The 17821-nt window shown below is 50.6% G+C and carries 12 protein-coding genes, 1 pseudogene and 1 CRISPR repeat array; of the genes and pseudogenes, 4 read left to right on the top strand and 9 right to left on the bottom strand.

Annotated features, from left to right (window positions below; all coding sequences use genetic code 11):
• The first annotated feature begins 42 nt into the window (after positions 1-42).
• From FPZ45_RS16350 to FPZ45_RS16340, 3 genes are all read left to right on the top strand, one after another.
• On the top strand, positions 43-1014 hold the full coding sequence (locus tag FPZ45_RS16350; RefSeq protein ID WP_144704333.1) for a type I phosphomannose isomerase catalytic subunit: 972 nt from the start codon (positions 43-45) through the stop codon (positions 1012-1014).
• A gap of 79 nt (positions 1015-1093) precedes the next feature.
• Positions 1094-1585 carry a hypothetical protein gene (locus tag FPZ45_RS16345; RefSeq protein WP_144704066.1) on the top strand — a complete coding sequence of 164 codons (492 nt, stop codon included), beginning with the start codon at positions 1094-1096 and terminating at the stop codon, positions 1583-1585.
• 22 nt (positions 1586-1607) lie between these two features.
• A complete protein-coding gene (locus FPZ45_RS16340) occupies positions 1608-2126 on the top strand; it encodes a MogA/MoaB family molybdenum cofactor biosynthesis protein (protein WP_144704063.1) in 519 nt (172 codons plus the stop codon).
• A gap of 164 nt (positions 2127-2290) precedes the next feature.
• Here the strand turns inward: FPZ45_RS16340 and FPZ45_RS16335 are convergent.
• The 5 genes and pseudogenes from FPZ45_RS16335 to FPZ45_RS16315 all read right to left on the bottom strand — a co-directional run bounded on the left by FPZ45_RS16335 (position 2291) and on the right by FPZ45_RS16315 (position 9236).
• A pseudogene (locus tag FPZ45_RS16335) lies at positions 2291-3250 on the bottom strand (acetylxylan esterase).
• A gap of 675 nt (positions 3251-3925) precedes the next feature.
• A complete protein-coding gene (gene mgrA / locus FPZ45_RS16330) occupies positions 3926-4915 on the bottom strand; it encodes an L-glyceraldehyde 3-phosphate reductase (RefSeq protein WP_144704060.1) in 990 nt (329 codons plus the stop codon).
• A gap of 18 nt (positions 4916-4933) precedes the next feature.
• On the bottom strand, positions 4934-6679 hold the full coding sequence (locus tag FPZ45_RS16325) for a B12-binding domain-containing radical SAM protein (RefSeq protein WP_144704058.1): 1746 nt from the start codon (positions 6677-6679) through the stop codon (positions 4934-4936).
• 87 nt (positions 6680-6766) lie between these two features.
• Positions 6767-8113 (bottom strand): GH1 family beta-glucosidase, encoded by a 1347-nt coding sequence (locus FPZ45_RS16320; protein ID WP_144704056.1) that lies wholly within the window; start codon positions 8111-8113, stop codon positions 6767-6769.
• 103 nt (positions 8114-8216) lie between these two features.
• On the bottom strand, positions 8217-9236 hold the full coding sequence (locus FPZ45_RS16315) for a hypothetical protein (RefSeq protein WP_144704053.1): 1020 nt from the start codon (positions 9234-9236) through the stop codon (positions 8217-8219).
• 55 nt (positions 9237-9291) lie between these two features.
• Between FPZ45_RS16315 and FPZ45_RS16310 the strand changes: the two genes are divergently transcribed.
• Positions 9292-9630, top strand: coding sequence for a hypothetical protein (locus tag FPZ45_RS16310; protein WP_144704050.1), 339 nt, complete (start codon positions 9292-9294; stop codon positions 9628-9630).
• A 382-nt stretch (positions 9631-10012) separates the two neighbouring features.
• A CRISPR array of direct repeats spans positions 10013-11823; the repeat unit is 32 nt; unit sequence GTCGCCTCCGGCATGGAGGCGTGGATTGAAAC.
• Between the two features lie 260 nt (positions 11824-12083).
• Here FPZ45_RS16310 and cas7c read toward each other — a convergent pair.
• The 4 genes from cas7c to cas3 are packed head-to-tail and all read right to left on the bottom strand — an operon-like array spanning position 12084 to position 17698.
• A complete protein-coding gene (cas7c, locus tag FPZ45_RS16305) occupies positions 12084-12941 on the bottom strand; it encodes a type I-C CRISPR-associated protein Cas7/Csd2 (RefSeq protein WP_144704047.1) in 858 nt (285 codons plus the stop codon).
• 22 nt (positions 12942-12963) lie between these two features.
• Complete coding sequence (cas8c, locus tag FPZ45_RS16300; RefSeq protein WP_144704044.1) at positions 12964-14778, bottom strand: type I-C CRISPR-associated protein Cas8c/Csd1; 1815 nt, start codon at positions 14776-14778, stop codon at positions 12964-12966.
• Positions 14775-15464 carry a type I-C CRISPR-associated protein Cas5c gene (gene cas5c / locus FPZ45_RS16295; RefSeq protein WP_144704041.1) on the bottom strand — a complete coding sequence of 230 codons (690 nt, stop codon included), beginning with the start codon at positions 15462-15464 and terminating at the stop codon, positions 14775-14777. The genes cas8c and cas5c overlap by 4 nt, the downstream gene beginning before the upstream one ends.
• A gap of 5 nt (positions 15465-15469) precedes the next feature.
• On the bottom strand, positions 15470-17698 hold the full coding sequence (gene cas3 / locus FPZ45_RS16290) for a CRISPR-associated helicase Cas3' (protein WP_186438425.1): 2229 nt from the start codon (positions 17696-17698) through the stop codon (positions 15470-15472).
• Between the last annotated feature and the right edge of the window lie 123 nt (positions 17699-17821).

The following is a 17821-nucleotide window of genomic DNA, read 5'->3' as shown; positions in this document are numbered from 1 at the left end:
AATGACACCACGATATTTATGAAACCAAGGAGGCAATTAATGATGAGCGTACAACCTTATCCTTTGCATTTTAAACCGGAGTTCAAAGAAAGAGTGTGGGGCGGGCGCGCCCTTGAGAAATTCGGCTTCGACGTTCCGGCGGGAGCGATCGGTGAAGGCTGGATGATCGCGGACCACCCGAACGGCGTGTCGCATGTGACGAACGGAGCGTTCGCGGGCAAAGGACTTGACGAAATCCGCGAACTCGTAGGGGATTCCTGGTTTGGCGCCAAAGACGGGGCATCCGGCAACGGTCGGTTCCCTCTTCTAATCAAGCTGCTCGATTGCAACGACGATCTGTCCATTCAGGTGCACCCGAACGATCATTACGAGAAGCTGCCGAAAGGCGAGCTTGGCAAGACGGAAATGTGGTACGTGCTCGATGCGAAGCCTGACGCGAAAATCATCTATGGGTTGAAGCCCGGCGTAGACCGCGACGCGATGGCTCGCGCGATCGAGGAAGGCCGAATCATGGACTGCCTTCAGGAAGTGTCCGTCAAAGCCGGGGATACGTTCTACATACCGGCCGGAACCGTTCATGCGCTCTGCGCGGGCGTCGTCGTGGCGGAGATTCAGCAGAATTCGGATACGACGTACCGGCTGTACGATTACGACCGCCCGGGTCTGGACGGCAAACCTCGCGAGTTGCATATCGAGGATTCTCTGAACGTAACGGCTTATGAAAATTCCGGCGCCGAACGGATGGATACGTCCGCCGCGACTCCGGGAGAGTGGCTGACGCTTGCCCGTTCGCCTTACTTCAAGACGGATAAAGGCATCGTCCGCGGACCTTGGTCCTTATCGACCTCTTCGGATAGCTTCGTGATCGTCATCGTCTGCGAAGGTTCCGGCAGCATTGGTTGGGCGAACGGCCATGTGGACGCCAAAGCGGGCGATTGCTTCCTGCTGCCTGCCAATCTAGGCTCTTACACGCTCGACGGAACGATGACCGTACTGCGGAGTTTGGTGCCTTAAGCAGAGAGGATATCGACGGATCGCGTCGAATACGTGAGCAAGTAGTCAGATTCTCGCGATCGCGAAAGGAAGGATTTCCATGCGCCAAGGATTGATATTAGCCGGATTAGGAGTCGCGGTATGGGCGGTGCCCACCCTCTTCTTCCTATTATTCGGTGATTGGGTCGTACTCGAAGTGGGAAATGCTTATTTCGGATCATCGCTGTTTCTGCTGGAGATGCTCTCGTTCCTTCTGCTCATCGGCCTGGCCATCATCGTAAGGCTCCGCTTGCTGCCGGAGCGCGGTTCCGCGACCCGTTTCGGCTTCACGGCGGCTGCCATTGGTCTTGTGCTGAATACGTTCACGGTATGGCATCGCGAATCGGTGTTCCCTTCATTCAGCGAAGGCCAGCACCATGCCTATTCGGTATGGATGACGCTCGCCTATGCATTGACGCTCGTCGTTCCCGCCGTCGTCGATCGGCTGATTAAGGAAAGCGCAAAGCCGCAAGCTGCTGTACCCGCGGATGAACCTGAGTTGACGGAAACAACGACTTCCCCGTCAGCGGATATCCCCGAATCCGCGAACTGAAGGCACACGGAGGAGAAATCCATTGTCGACTTCAATCGAGCAGCATCGCCGGGAAGCACCGGCTAGCGTTGCGTGCGCCATCATCACCGTATCCGATACCCGCACTCCCGACACAGACACCAGTGGGATGCTGATTCGCAGCCTGCTTGAGGAGAACGGACATCAGGTAACCGATTATACCATCGTCAAGGACGAATATAACGGCATCCGCAAGCTGCTCCGCGACGCCGCCGACAACCCTCGGGTTGAAGCGCTGCTGCTGAACGGAGGAACCGGCATCGCGGGACGGGATACGACGTACGAAGCGGTGCGCGATCAGTTGCACAAGGAGCTGCCCGGCTTCGGTGAGATTTTCCGCTATCTTAGCTTCGCGGAAGAAATCGGCTCCGCCGCCATCCTGTCGCGCGCAATCGCTGGCACGATCGGGACGACCGCCGTCTTCTCTATGCCGGGCTCGACCGGAGCGGTTCGCCTCGCGATGACCCGCTTGGTCCTCCCCGAACTCGGGCATGTGATGCGGGAACTATATAAGGACAAGTGAGCGACGGCGCATAGTGTGGCTAGGCGTCCCGGGATTCGTCTCGCCAAGGTACTATTTTGGCCTTCGTTCGCACGCTGTCCCGGGATTCGTCTCGCCAAGGTACTATTTTGGCCCTCATAGCTGAGCGCCCTCCCTTTCTGAGTGAAGGGGAGGGCGCTCTTTTATTAACATAGCCGAAAATGTCGCAACATGAACTCGATCGCTTGGCGGTTATGATCGTTGGTGACGACGTGGCCGGAGAACGGGTACGGTACGATCGTTTTCTCCGACGTTACCCGATTGTATGCCGCATAGATCGTCTCGGGCATCGTGATCGGATCCTTGAGGCCGACCGTCACGAGGATCGGAATCCGGATACGGTGCGCGAGATTCAAATTGTCAAAATAGCTGAGCGTACGAATTACCGTCTCCAGGTGCTCGGGAAATCGTTCGATAAATGCCGCAGCTTCCGTCAACGAGCTGGCTGAGTTTAATATTCCAAAATCCATGTGGCACATGTTCGGAATATGTGGTACGGCGATCGCTGGCTTGTCGGACAGCGCCGCCGCGATCATCGCGAGCCCGCCGCCTTGGCTGCCGCCCATCGCGCAGATGCGGGAGGCGTCCACCTCCGGCTGCTCGCTGACCCAATCAAGCGCTTTAAGCGCGTCTATCGTAATCGCTTTGTAATAGCAGGTGTCCCGATCGAGGATGCCTTGCGTTACCCACCCTTTGATCATTCCTTAATCTTGAGGCATCAAGTTGCCCGTCTCTCCCGCTTGTCCGCGAACGTCGACCGCGAATACGGCCAGCCCCGCCATCAAGTAAGTGGCGTAATTCTCCGGATAACCTTTGCTCTCCGTGTAGCCATGATAAAGCACAACGCAAGGAAGCTTCTGCTCACGGGCAAACCGTGGAAGCAAATACCACCCGCGAATCGGCGTCGCGTCGAACCCTTCATACTCGACTTTGTATACATCCATATGCATAAACGGAGTTTCTACCGGCGTCCTCTTCGCATTCAAAGGTTTGGCGGCAAACTCCTGCAACGTTCGGTCCCAATACTCGTCCAAATCCGGTTGTGCCGTCAACGGCGGATCCAAGCGTTCCAGCTCTTCGATTCTTCTCGTAATCGCGTTGCTCATATTCCAGTCTCCTTCAACGTAGCATTCTCGCTCTCCTTAACAAGGATATGCCCCATTCGAGGCTCGCTGCAAGTACCCAATCTCATCACCATTGCCGCTTTTTGCGACAATGATAGGGGCCGCTGCGGCTCCGACCTTACCATTGTCGCTTTTTGCGACAATGACAGGGGGCGCTGCGGTTCTGACCTCACCATTGCCGCTTTTTGCGACAATGACAAGGGGGCTGCGCGGCTCTAACCTCACCATTGTCGCTTTTTGCGACAATGATAGGGATCGCCGCGGCTCCGACCTCACCATTGTCGCTTTTTGCGACAATGAGAGGGGCCGCCGCGGCTCCGACCTCACCATTGTCGCTTTTTGCGACAATGATAGGGGCCGCTGCGGCTCCGACCTCACCATTGCCGCTTTTTGCGACAATGAGAGGGGGCGCCGCGGCTCCGACCTCACCATTGTCGCTTTTTGCGACAATGATAGGGGCCGCTGCGGCTCCGACCTCACCATTGTCGCTTTTTGCGACAATGAGACGGGGCGCCGCGGTTCTGACCTCGCCATTGTCGCTTTTTGCGACAATGACAGACCGATGCACGCGCTCGCCGCATCCGACACGGCGGCTATATACATCAGCCGAAAAAAAGCCCGGCGGAAAGAAATCCCGCCGAGCCGATCCCAATCTATTTACTTCAAAATCTCTTCGATCCGAGCCAGCTCGTCCGCCGAGAAGTCGAGACGCTTCAGCATATCGACATTATCGTCAAGCTGGGAGACCTTGCTCGCGCCGATAAGCACGCTCGTGACGCGTTCGCCGCGCAGCACCCAAGCCAGCGCCATCTGGGCGAGCGACTGTCCGCGATCGGACGCGATCTCGTTCAACCGGCGTACCTTATCCAGCTTCTCCTCCGTAATGCTGTTCTCGCTGAGGAAGATGGACGCTCCGGCCGCACGGGAATCCTGCGGAATCCCACCCAGATAACGGTTCGTTAGCAACCCCTGCTCTAGCGGTGAGAAGACGATGGAGCCGACTCCCCCTTCTTCCAGAACATCCTGCAGGCCATCCTCGATCCAGCGATCGAACATGCTGTAACGAGGCTGATGAATCAGCAGCGGCGTGCCGAGTTCCTTCAGAATACGGATCGCTTCCTTCGCTTCAGGCGCGCGGTAATTGGAAATGCCGACGTATAGCGCCTTGCCCGAACGGACGGCGTAATCGAGCGCCATCATCGTCTCTTCGAGCGGAGTATCCGGATCTGGACGGTGGTGATAGAAAATGTCGACATAGTCGAGACCCATCCGTTTTAAGCTCTGATCGAGACTGGAGATCAGATATTTGCGGGAACCCCACTCCCCGTAAGGGCCCTCCCACATGTAGTAACCCGCTTTCGTCGAAATGACGAGCTCGTCGCGGTAAGGTTTAAGATCGGTGGCGAGCAATTGCCCGAACATCGTCTCCGCAGATCCCGGAGGAGGTCCATAGTTGTTAGCAAGATCGAAATGAGTAATGCCCAGATCGAAAGCATGACGCACCAATTCGCGTCCGTTCTCGAAGGAATCGACTCCTCCGAAATTGTGCCAAAGACCCAACGATACAGCGGGTATTTTCAAACCAGATCTTCCAACTCGATTGTACTTCATCGTTGCGTAACGGTCAGACTTTGCCTGATAAACCATCTTCCGGTCACCTCTCGCCTATGATTTGTTTGCCGCCAGCCCCTCAGGCAACGGCAGTGCCGATAATTGCGGTCCCGCTTCTTCCCCGGCGTATAGGAATACGAGCAAAGACGGACTGTTCCGATCCACGCGCCCCTCTTGCACCCACGTGCCGTAATCGAAAGGAAGGAAGTCGAGCGCCGCCTTTTTCTGCAACTCGCGTTCGTCCATTCCGAGCTTGCTCGCCGCATGCTTTAAGCCTGCCGACCAGCTTACCTTCCCAATTCTGTCTTCCCACCACAGCTTGCGTGGCTTGTACTTGTGCTGCAAGTAGTAATCGATCTTAAGCAATCCGAGCGCAACGTCCTCGTCCAATTCCGGTCGAGCGTCGAACTGCAAGAATCCCCATATCCGCGAAAATAAATCCTCCAGCTGGTGCCCGATGCGGCTCCACCCGCGCTCTTCCCAATAGTCCCCGAATGCTTGGAAAAAATCAAACGGAGACGGATACGCCTTCTCGATCAAATATTCCATCGTGCGATCCATCCGGTGGGCGTTCCAATATTTCTCGAGCACATCCTCGACCCGCTTGATCCGCACGATATCGCCGAACGGCATCAGATCGTTGCCCAGCATCTCGTAAGGAGCCCGCTCCGAATAAACGTACCCGTACTTGGCCGCATCGATGCGCAGCCCCGTTCCCCGCAGCATTTTCAGGAATCCGAGCTGCAGTTCTTCGGGCCTGAGCGCGAACACGTCGTTAAATGTTTTGCGGAACGTATCGTAATCCTCGTGCGGAAGCCCCGCGATCAAGTCCAAGTGTTGGTCGATCTTCCCGCTTTCTTTCACCTTAACGACCGTGCGAGTCAGCTTCGCGAAATTTTGCCGCCGCTGCACTGCGAGGTTGGTCGGATCGTTCGTCGATTGAACGCCGATCTCGAAGCGGAAGATGCCCGGAGGCGCATTGTCCGCTAGAAAATCGAGCACTTCCGGCCTCATGATGTCCGCCGTAATCTCGAACTGAAACACGCAGCCCCGGTGGTTGTCGATCAGAAAACGGAAGATCTCCATCGCATAATCGCGTTTGATATTAAAGGTACGATCGACGAATTTGATCAGCTTGGCACCGCTGTCGATCAAATATGTCAGTTCTGCCTTCACCCGTTCCATATCGAAATAACGAACGCCCACTTCAATGCTGGACAAGCAGAATTGGCAGCTGAACGGACATCCCCGACTCGTCTCAAAATACACGACGCGGTTACGGAGCGAAGGAATGTCCGCTTCGAACCGGTGCGGGGACGGAATGACGTTCAGATCTAGCTTCGGTCTTGGCGGCGTGATGACGACTTGTCCGTCTTTGCGATAGGCCATGCCGAAGACGAAGTGGTATTTTCGCTCGCCGCTTATCTGCCTGAGCAGGTCGCGGAAAGTCTCCTCCCCTTCGCCCATGACGATAAAGTCAACCGAAGCCAGCCGATTCATCCAGTACTCCGTATCATAGGAAACTTCCGGTCCTCCCAGGATGATTTTCGCGTCCGGCAGAACCTTCCTTAACATATCGATGACGACGATCGTCTCTTCGATATTCCAAATATAGCACGAGAACCCGATCACGTCGGGCTTCTTCGAGAACAGGTCGGCCGCGATTCCCATCGCCGGGTCCTTGATCGTATATTCGGCAATATCGATGTCGAACTCGTCCTGAGAGAAAGCTTTCAAACATCTCAGAGCAAGAGAAGTATGAATATATTTGGCGTTTAACGTTGCTAGAACGACTTTCATGAGCGTTATCCTCTTTCGTTGTCAGGCTTCGCTCTTATTGTAACGGATAACGCCCTGGAATGACAAAGATCGGGCAGAGATTGTCTTTTATGCTTCAAACCCGCCATTCTTGATCACATCTTGAATAAAATAGTAACTGTCTTTCGGATAACGCTCCAACGTCTCGTAGTTCGTATAGACAATTCCGAAACGCTTGCGATAACCTTCCGCCCATTCGAAGTTATCGAGCAGAGACCAAGCGAAGTATCCTTTCAACGGAACTCCGGACTCGACGAGACGATGGCATTGGATAAAATGTTTCTTGTAATAGTCGGTGCGCAGAGTGTCATGAACGCGGTTGCCTTCGGCTAGGACGTCCTCGTAGCAAGCTCCGTTCTCGGTAATGTAAATCGGCGTATCGCCGTACTCCTCATGGACCCAGGAGAGAACCTTGTACAAACCTTCCGCGTAAACGTTCCAATCCATGTAGGTCTTGTCGAAGCCGATCTGCACTTCCTCGCAATCGAACAAGCCATCGCCTTTCTTATAACGGCCGAAACCGCCGCTATAATAGTTAACGCCGATGAAGTCGATTTTCTGTGCGATCGTCTCCATGTCGCCAGGCAGAACGGGGACCTTCGCACCCTTGGACGCGAACCAATCTACCATGAATTGCGGGTAAGTGCCTTTGAACGTTGGTTCCATGAACCATTCGTTGTTGAATGCGCGGTTACGGTGAGCCGCGGCCACGTCTTCCGCTGACTTCGAGTACGGCTCGCACCAACTCAGGTTGTGCGTCGTGCCGATCTCTCCTCGGATGCCGAGCGCGCGGAACTTCTTGACGGCCTCCCCGTGCGCGACCATGCAATGGTGAGCCACGTTGATCGCCAGTTGGAGGTCCGTATTCCCCGGAGCATGCAGTCCGATATAATTGGACAAGAACGAGACGCACCAAGTTTCGTTAAAGGTGATCCATTGCTTGATCTTGCCGTCGAAAGCTTTGAAAACGACTTCTGCATATTTGACGAAAGCATCGATCGTGTCCCGATTGTCCCAGCCGCCCTTGTCCTGCAGCGCTTGCGGCAGATCCCAATGATACAGAGTCACGCAAGGCTCGATCCCCGCTTCTAGCAGCGCGTCAACGACTTTGCGGTAATATTCCAAACCTTTTTCGTTGACTTCTCCCGTTCCTTGAGGAAAAATGCGAGGCCATGCGATCGAGAAACGATAAGCTGTCACGCCCAGCTTTTTCAGAAGGGCCACATCTTCCTCGTAACGATGGTAGCTGTCACAAGCAATGTCCCCGTTATCGTTGTTGAACACCTTACCCGGTGTATGTGAGAAAGTATCCCAGATCGACAAGCCGCGGCCGTCTTCCTGATAAGCGCCCTCGATCTGATACGACGCCGTAGCCGTGCCCCATACGAAATCCTTCGGAAAATCAATACGAGCCAAAAGAAATCCCCCCGCGAATAATCAAGTTAGAAAACGATTTCTAGCTTTAAAAATTCGTCGGAGGGAGCCGATTTCCTGTATGCGATTTTGTCCTCTATTTATCTCATTTTACGGCCGGGAGCTTCGATTGCGCCTTCTTTACAATATTTTCGCGGAATTGCTTCATGGCAGGAATGTCGATTTGCTCCCCTTTTTTGCCTTTTTGGTACACGAAGCCGCCAGTTTCGCTCAAGACGTCGAGCAATTCCTTGGCAAGCTGTCCCGTGATCGTACCTCCGTGGGAAACAACCATTTGCTCGTATTGTTTTTTGACGTCCGGCAGAACGGCGAAGGTGTCGTAATCGAAGATCGGCGTGTTGTTTAAGCCTACCAGGTACATGCTCAGATAGTTATGGTAACGATCTTCTACTTTGGCTCTTTCCGCCGTATCGGGGAACGTCACGATATAACTTTCCGCCGCAAGCGTACGGGAAGCCAGTTCGTCCCATGTGATGACCAATCCGGCGTCCTTGGCCGTCGGGGCATCGGATTCGGTACCCATTAGGTCCAAGTAAGCTTTCATTGCGATCGAGACTTTGTCGCCGAAGGATAGGAGCTTGCCGTAGTCAACGACCGGGAAATAAAAGCCTTCGGCCGTCTCCAGCTTATATCCGCCCGCTATCGTCTGTTCGACAAGCTGCCGCACGTCATCGTCTTTAATGGAGTGGATCTGATCTTCCGTAATCGGCCATTTTAATTGGGATAACTGTTGCTGAACGTCGCTTTGTTGGATCTTCTCCTCCGCCACGGGCAGATTTTTGTCATAGTAAGCTTCCATGGAGCGAATGAGTTCATCTGCTTGCGCAGGCTGTAAGCCCTCGATCGATTTCTCTAAAGACGCATATAGTTCATCCGCCGGGCCTCCGGCCAGAGCGAGCTTACGGAACGCATTGACGATCAGCTCATCCGATTCCTCGCTCGGAGTCTCGGATGCGGTTTCCGTCGGGGCCGGTTCGTTGATCGATGACGACGGAGAAGGCGTCGGAGTTTCGGAGCCGTCTCCTCTCGCCCCGCAGGCGGTAAGAATGGAAGCTAACAACACCGCGGTTAAGCTGATTTTGATGCTTGTTTGCGTTTTATTCATGGATGAAACCTCCCTTTAAAACAAAATCTTCTATAGGTAACAACGAGGCGGGAAAATGATAAGTTGCATCTCGTGGGATTATTTGGGTGGTTTTGGGCGGGTGGTTTTGGGCGGGTGGTTTTGGGCGGGTGGTTTTGGGTATGAGTTGTACGATTATTTCGTGCAATTCACGATTTTTGGAACGGTGCGTGGCGAGTTGTTCGATGATTTCGAGTTATTCCCGGAGTTTGGGCCGGCGCGACGTGAGTTGTTCGATGATTTCGAGTTATTCCCGGAGTTTGGGCCGGCGCGACGTGAGTTGTTCGATGATTTCGAGTTATTCCAAAGTTTGGAACGGTGTGTAGCGAGTTGCTCGATGATTTTGAACAATTCCCCGTGTGGGAGCGCGGTTTGACACATGGAGCACATCGCACACAAAAAAGCACTCCCGCCGAGAGAGTGCTTCGCTCTCAATGCGGGGCGTTAGCTTGTACCCACCGCCGGTTCGAAACGTACAATCCCTTCCAGCTCGGGCAGTTGAGTAAAGGATGAACATCTATTCCGAGGGATATTCCAAGCGATAAAAAAGTTGGAGAATAGCGTTTCCTGAACTATACTGAAAATATCCGGTGCGAACCCTAGGCTCACATAATTTTCCTGGGAGATCCGCACCTCTTAAGTTACATAGGACTTCGGGTTCTTGGCACATATTTGTGCCTAAATTTCCACCTCCGTAGTAACAACTCGCACTTTCGGACGTTGAATCCCTTGCTGTGCAAGGGCTCATATCGTTCGCTGTCGCCTCCGGCATGGAGGCGTGGATTGAAACGTGATCGGGTACCGGGAAGCGCTCAAGCTTCCGGGTCGCCTCCGGCATGGAGGCGTGGATTGAAACTCTGCACTGGCTTGAGCATAAGGAGGGAACGAATGTCGCCTCCGGCATGGAGGCGTGGATTGAAACCATTTGCTTTTCACCTCGTGAGGCATCGCTTTGTGTCGCCTCCGGCATGGAGGCGTGGATTGAAACCAATCGTTCCAGTGGACTCGCACGTCACTTCATGTCGCCTCCGGCATGGAGGCGTGGATTGAAACCATCTCCTGCAGCAGCCGGGCTTGGGTGTCAACCGTCGCCTCCGGCATGGAGGCGTGGATTGAAACATTGCCGTGCGTGTATAATTTTGAATTACAAAATGTCGCCTCCGGCATGGAGGCGTGGATTGAAACTTTTGAATTGGAGGAGTGACTATGAAGCCACGTGTCGCCTCCGGCATGGGGGCGTGGATTGAAACCTTCATCGATCGCATCCCGGACGCAGGCGCGGATGTCGCCTCCGGCATGGAGGCGTGGATTGAAACTTTGGCCTGTGCAACGGTCTTAATCCCGTCGGCAGTCGCCTCCGGCATGGAGGCGTGGATTGAAACCTAAATGCGCTCTACGGTAAATTCGGGCAGCGCGGGTCGCCTCCGGCATGGAGGCGTGGATTGAAACACTGTAGTGACGTACCTATAATCTGACCAAGCAAGTCGCCTCCGGCATGGAGGCGTGGATTGAAACGTATACTTTAATAGTACCGGATGCTGTGATTTCGAGTCGCCTCCGGCATGGAGGCGTGGATTGAAACTGGACATAAATTATTCTTGATATAGCGATCTCCCGTCGCCTCCGGCATGGAGGCGTGGATTGAAACACACCGCTGAAACTGTTTTACCGGAGTGGTTGTCGTCGCCTCCGGCATGGAGGCGTGGATTGAAACTTCATGTTGTTGCTGCCAGTAGGAGGACACTTCCGTCGCCTCCGGCATGGAGGCGTGGATTGAAACTGCTATACGGCATGGTGCAGGTGTACAACCCTCGCGTCGCCTCCGGCATGGAGGCGTGGATTGAAACGAGGGCGGAACGATCGCGATCGGAAGTGGAAACAGTCGCCTCCGGCATGGAGGCGTGGATTGAAACAGTAGTCCCATCTTTACCCACGTAGGACGGTAAGTCGCCTCCGGCATGGAGGCGTGGATTGAAACACTTAGCAATGCCCCACTCGTAACCCCGTTTACGTCGCCTCCGGCATGGAGGCGTGGATTGAAACTCTCCTGCGCTTGCAGAGCTTTCCCAGGGCGCAGTCGCCTCCGGCATGGAGTCGTTGATTGAAACGCATTTAAAACGACCCAGGACTATTATCTGAGCCGTCGCCTCCGGCATGGAGTCGTGGATTGAAACTCTGGGACGTAAGCCAGATTGTTCCAGAGTTCAGGTCGCCTCCGGCATGGAGGCGTGGATTGAAACTCGCATTTCAACTATGACCCGCAGGTGCTTTATGTCGCCTCCGGCATGGAGGCGTGGATTGAAACAAAAAAGCCCCAATCCGTGCCTTGGTTGTTTGTGTCGCCTCCGGCATGGAGGCGTGGGTTGAAACCCGCAAATCGTTCGCCAAGCCGCTTTTCGAGCAGGTCGCCTCCGGCATGGAGGCGTGGATTGAAACCCTTCTCATCGTAAACCATAATGCTCAGTCTCTTAGTCGCCTCCGGTACGGAGGCGTGGATTGTAACCGGGTTGAGTTGACCACTCGTTTCGGATGCGCACGTCGCCTCCGGTACGGAGGCGTGAATTGAAACTGACACAAAGGTTGTAGCAACACAGTCAACAGCGGTCGTCTCCGTCGACGCACAACTTGATGGCGTTTGTTATGGTCGGCGGCTCCCCGTACTAGAGTGTGGATTGAAACGGCTTATGATCCAGGATCACAGGGCCGTAAGCGAGTCACTCCCTTTGTGGGAGTGTGATTTAATACTTGATTTTCAGATTTAACCACTACTACGTAAATGAAATAAAGACCCCTCACGGAGTCTTTATTGGAGATTAATGTTGACTTATCCTATAACATCTCAATCAATTGAACTCCCTCGGGAACAGAGCCCTTATCTACTGTAAGTTCATAGTGTTTAAAAGATCTTGACGGCTCGCTTGGATTAATTAATTTTGCCTCGATGAGATCGAACAATGCTGCAGCCGGGGCATTTCCTAGCTCGGATTCATGCTTAAACACATACAACTTCCTTGCAGACATTTTACCTCGTGAGGCGGAACGATCTTGATCAAACATCAGCTTAAGCGATTCGAAGAAGAGATCGAGATCCTTTTGAGTAAAGCCTGTTTTCTGTGCAAATTTGGCCGACACGAATCCTTCCAATCGATATAGCCCATAGGGAACCAAGTACTTCCTTCCCATCGTGCGATTTTCGGAGGCATTTTCTTTTTCCGTAGTTGAGGCCATGCGTGTAATTGTCACTTCTTGTTGAAGGATCACATCCTCACTTTTGGAGAAACAAAGCTGGATTGGCCCTCTCACTTGGCCACACTTAAAATCGCCGGTATCCATGACAGCGCCAAATGCTCTTACGTCAAAAAATCGTCTGCACATATAAGCTTGGGCTGTCAGCTTATCGTCCTTATTATCTTTTGTTTTCAGATCATTAGCTTCGTAAGCCTCTTTCTGCTTATTATTCAATACTGCGCCCTCGCTAACGTAAATATCGAAACCGTCTTGACCCTCTTTGGAAAACTGAACATAATTACGTACTTTGCGTTTAATGCTTACATCACTCACAAGGCCATACCCCGTCTGCGGATCGATACGCGGCATATTTCCAGCATCGGGATCTCCGTTAGGATTACCATTCTCAACATCAAAATAAAGCACAAATTCATACCTGTTTTTCAATACTTCACTCATCCTCTTCAGCCTCCTATTATAATTAAACTTTGACTACCGATTCATTGCCTTCTTCCGACTGCTCCTTATCCTTCCTTTTATAAAAAACCTGTTCTTGATGAAAAAATCCCACTAGAAACCGACCTTGTTCATCGGCATTTAACGTCTTGGGAAAAGCAGTCGTGGGGACTTCTCCAAGTACCTCTAAAAGTAAATTGTATAGATAGAGATATCTGCCTTTATAATTTTTTTGAATTTTCGTGAAATGAGGTCGGGAGTTGGCCAGCAATGTCGGAAAAACTTGTTGGGGACTTGCTAATGCAGCGTTCAAATACTTGTCTACAACAGAAGAATTGACTTTTTCCAAAGCGTCCAGTTGCGCCTTGTTTAAGATTGCGAACAACCTGCCCAACCGATACGGAATGGCTTTCTCGTTTGGATCTAACACTTCACTCACCCTTTCCATCTGTTTCATTTGCCGTGCCGATCGATTTATACAGCCCTTGATGATGCCGATTCGAATTCGATTGATTGCTTTGCCTGCATCTTCTGACGCCTCCGCTCTAATTCTCCCAAGCATGGCCATGTAGAGGCTATTAGGATATGGAATTCCTGATATCACACTTCGAATTAGGGATGATTGATGCGGGGGAGGAATGTTCTTACTTTCCCTTCGAAGCGCTGTCTCCAGTAAAATTTGCGAAATTGAAGGATACTCTGGTTCCCAAGGTGCCCCTTGTACATAAATGTCGGACTGATGTTGCCGTATTTTTTCTACTAGTTGACCGAATGTGTCGATATAGAAATAACGAATCACAGCTCTAGTCTTGTTAGAGGATAAACCTAGCACAAAAAATCGAGCGTTTGCGTTGAGACCCAACTGTTCAGGCGAAGTACCATTATAGAGATGATCCATCACCCCCGATAGTTTTCGTCTTGAAAACTCGTCTAGCTTCCAGTTCCCCGCTTCTCCATTAAGCATTGAACCGACAATCTGCTCTTCCAATTGCGCTTTCTTCTCTGCCCAGAACAATACTTTTTCGTCATTAATGTTGATGCTATGATTTCTATCGTTTATAAGTAGATTTAGTGCCGTAACATACTTAAAAGCAGCAGATTCCGATATTGGAGCATTCTCTCCCTGCTCTTTCCGATATGAAACGAAGCTATCCTTATTGAATCCAACGAGAGTAGGCTTGTCCTGTCCGAATCCATCCAAATTGCCATGTATACGTGCTATGCGGTCAACTTCCCCCGTTACTAGACACTGACCTATGCCGGCTTCCGCGGAACGGCTATTCAAGTAATTCATCCAAGCTTTTCGAATAGCGGGTCTTTCATGAACGTAGTTCCACATGTCGTCTTCCAATTGAAAAACGATATTTCCCCCATCCTCTAAACCCGAAGTATCTATACCCACATAGTCCAAAGATCCCTTTTTTCGTTTGGAGAAAAATGAAAGAATGGCTGATGCCCCTTCATCCTCTACTCCCCTTAGAACTAGTTCATGTAAATCACGGCTAGCCCCAAATCTATAGTCCGCTCCATCTGGATCGCTATAGATTCCGAATAAAAAATTGGCGTTCTCGCACAAAAAGGCTGGTTCTGGCCGTTTACCCGATCTCTTAGGTTGCTGGGGAGTGAGAAGTCGCTGCGGAACAGCCTTAACTTTTACAACACCCTTTTTTTCAAAATACTCTTGAAATTGCATACGATCCAGAACTTGTACGATATTTCCTTCCCTGTCCAATACAATACATTGAGATACCGGAGTAATGGCAAAACCGAATGGCGCGACACTTTCCGGATACTCTTCCATCATGCGATCGTAAAACCCGCATAATGCCTGCAAAATCATAAGCTCACCTCGCTGGGAACGTTTATTATGCCGTTTACCATCCGGGCATGGAAAAAACGAGGATTGAACGAATATAGGGTTTTGTTTTTGAACTCTTTTTGTTCGTATTCAATATCCCACAGCATCCAACTGAGATCGTAGTCTTCGTCATTGGCGTAGTAACTGATTGGTCGTTCCCCTTGCGCTTCCACGAAACGGAATTTTGCTGCAAACTCTCTGCATCCCAAATAAGGGTTATGAAAACACTGTCCTTGTCTAGCCCTTCGCAAGAACATGTTATAAAATTTCTCCGGAGTATCACTCTCTCCCGCTTTCTCCGGAATGATTACAAAATGAGCATCGATAATATAAGCTACGTTACGAAGCACAAGAGAGGCACGTTGTTGTCGATCTTCGTTAATATATTGATGTAAATCCACCTTAGAGCCGGCCATGGCTGCCGAAACATTCCTGGGCGGAATCTTGGAGCCTACCTCGTTACGGCGAACAGACTCGAATTCAATTCGGTTAAGGACTGTTATGCGATCGACTACCCATCTGATGGCCGGACGCCACAATATTGCTTCTAACACACCGCGTGCTGCCGATGGCGTGATCACGTCATAGCTTACTCGCTCTGCTTTCATCTCAGGTCTTGAAAATAAGGCATAATCTCCACTCACATGTAACGAAACACCATATCCCATTGAATTTAGCCCTCCTCTTCTGCATAGATTTTCAAACCCAGCCTATCACCGTAGAGATCATTAATTTCCCCTTCGAATCCTCCTTCCGTATCTTGCAGATAGTAGATAGCACTACCGATGGTCTCCAATCTTCCTTTCTTGTGTAAATATTCCAGTTCCTTCGGATATAAAGAAATCGTATAACGCTGTAACTTGCGACTGAAGCTAGTAGGATAACGGGAATCAGTAGCCTGTTGAAGTATTTCTCGACAGGCTGTGTTATATGGAATGACAACAGATACGGTATCTTCATTAATAAAACGATACTTTTCAGCAATCTCGCGGAACTGGAACGAGTATTCATCCGCAGCACCGTTAAGATTACGCAAAATACCATGCTTGTCCAGTTGATTCATTTCTTGAAAATAAAATCGTTGAAAGTATTCTTCTACGGCTTCCGGAGTTAACGGGTCAGGGTGGCGACTTAGAATAAATTTGGCCAATTTGGCCCTTCCCGAATACCAGGCGTAAGGAGGAGACGGATAATCGGCAGATTCGAAAAGGAACATCATTCCTTTTTCGACTAGCATCTCACGGTTGCATCGTCCGGCGGCTTGGGCGATTCCCTCCAATCCGGTCATCTCCCGCATAACGACAGGGAAATCAATATCTACTCCAGCCTCAATAAGACTTGTTGCGATTACATAGCATGGATCTTCTTTTGTCTTTGATTTGATCTCTTCCAACATTACTGCCCGATGATCTGCATTCATTAAGGCGCTTAAGTGATAGACATCGGATTTCTCGATTTGCTTTGAATTCGTAAGAAGGCTATATAACTGTTGTGCCTGTTTCCTCGTGTTGACTATGCATAAAACCCGATTCCCATTAGAAATAATTAACTCGGCTAATTCCAGATTTGTTTTCCTGCCGATGAAGGTAGTGTTGACTCTCTTAAGTTCCGAATAAAGTTTACCTGGTTCTTCAATAATTTCTATAGGCTGCATCCCATCCAACCAAGAAGCTTGGAAAGCAGGTTGAGTAGCCGTACAAAACAAAACCGTAACCCCATAATCAGCTACTAAGCAACGAAGCACAGCCAAAGTCGGCAGTAAAAGATTCTCAGGTAGAGTCTGCGCTTCGTCCAGAATAATGACGCTGTTAGCTAACCTATGTAACTTGCGAGCACGCGAAGGTTTAGAGGCAAATAGACTCTCGAATAACTGAACGTTAGTGGTAACAATCAGCCCGGCATCAAAGTTTTCACTGTCGAGCAATCGGGGGTCCAACTCATTCTCAACGCTTGGCTCTATAACGATATTGCTGTGATACTCCAGAACCGTATTCAGATTATCTTTACCAAGCGCTTCACGGTATACCCCAACCGTTTGTTCTATCAGGCTCGTGAATGGCAAAGCCACAATTACTCTCTTTACTCGATTTTCAATTGCGTTTTGTTGTTCGGCATGTTTTAAGGCAAATGCTAATGAGGAATAGGTTTTCCCACTGCCCGTTGGAGCACGCAACATATAGAAGCCTTTCGGACCGAGAGCTTTTTGGAGGCAGCTCTCCATCACTCTTCTTCGAGCTCGAGCCATTACTGAATCTAATGATGAAGATAAAAGTCCATCCAGCTTCTTTTGATACAACATGCTTAACTGCTTTAACAGCATAAAACTTTGCCTCGCGGCCGCCTTCTCTGCATGTAAAAAACGTTCTGTATCCAAGTAATCAGCGTCCACCAGGGCAGAATACAACATACGAATCCATAAGGACCGGGACATTCCCTTATTTGTCGTAGGGGCTCGTTTTGGAATTGTATTCCCTATTAGTTCAGGAAAGTGTGGAGGGATATTATCGATAATCTTAAATTTGTTTTTGGATAATACGTCGTGCAAGCCGGGAACGCCACCACGAGAGATATGATCGGGAAGTCCTCCATGATGTCCATAAATTGCGTAGGCCATAATAAGACCATATGGAAATGGATAATGCTCGTAAACAGCAAGAGCTCCCATTGTTTTATGGTCTACATTGAGCTTCGAGCCTTCAAGTCTATGCTGGAAGTCAAGTAAGTTCTTTCCGTAATCATGCACATAGCCAAGAATTTCACCGAGTATTTCACACTTAAAGCAGCCAGCAAATTTCCCTGATAAATTCGCAGTACCTTCCGAATGGGAATCAAGTCCGTGCCATTGTTCTTTGGGGAGTAACTTTCTCGTTAGTGGGTCTCGTTTGGAATGGGCATAATTCATGGCAGACACTTCCTTTGATATAAGGATGTCTGTTGGTCTGAGGTGGTTGGAAGAACTTAAACTATGTAATTGAAAATTCATATTATTTATCTAGTGCTGATTAACCTCATGCTACTTAACTAA

Source organism: Cohnella terricola (assembly GCF_007786475.1).
Classification (GTDB): Bacteria; Bacillota; Bacilli; order Paenibacillales; family Paenibacillaceae; genus Cohnella; species Cohnella terricola.
The sequence above is the reverse complement of the archived record's forward strand: the minus strand, read 5'-3'. Positions and strand labels throughout refer to the sequence as shown.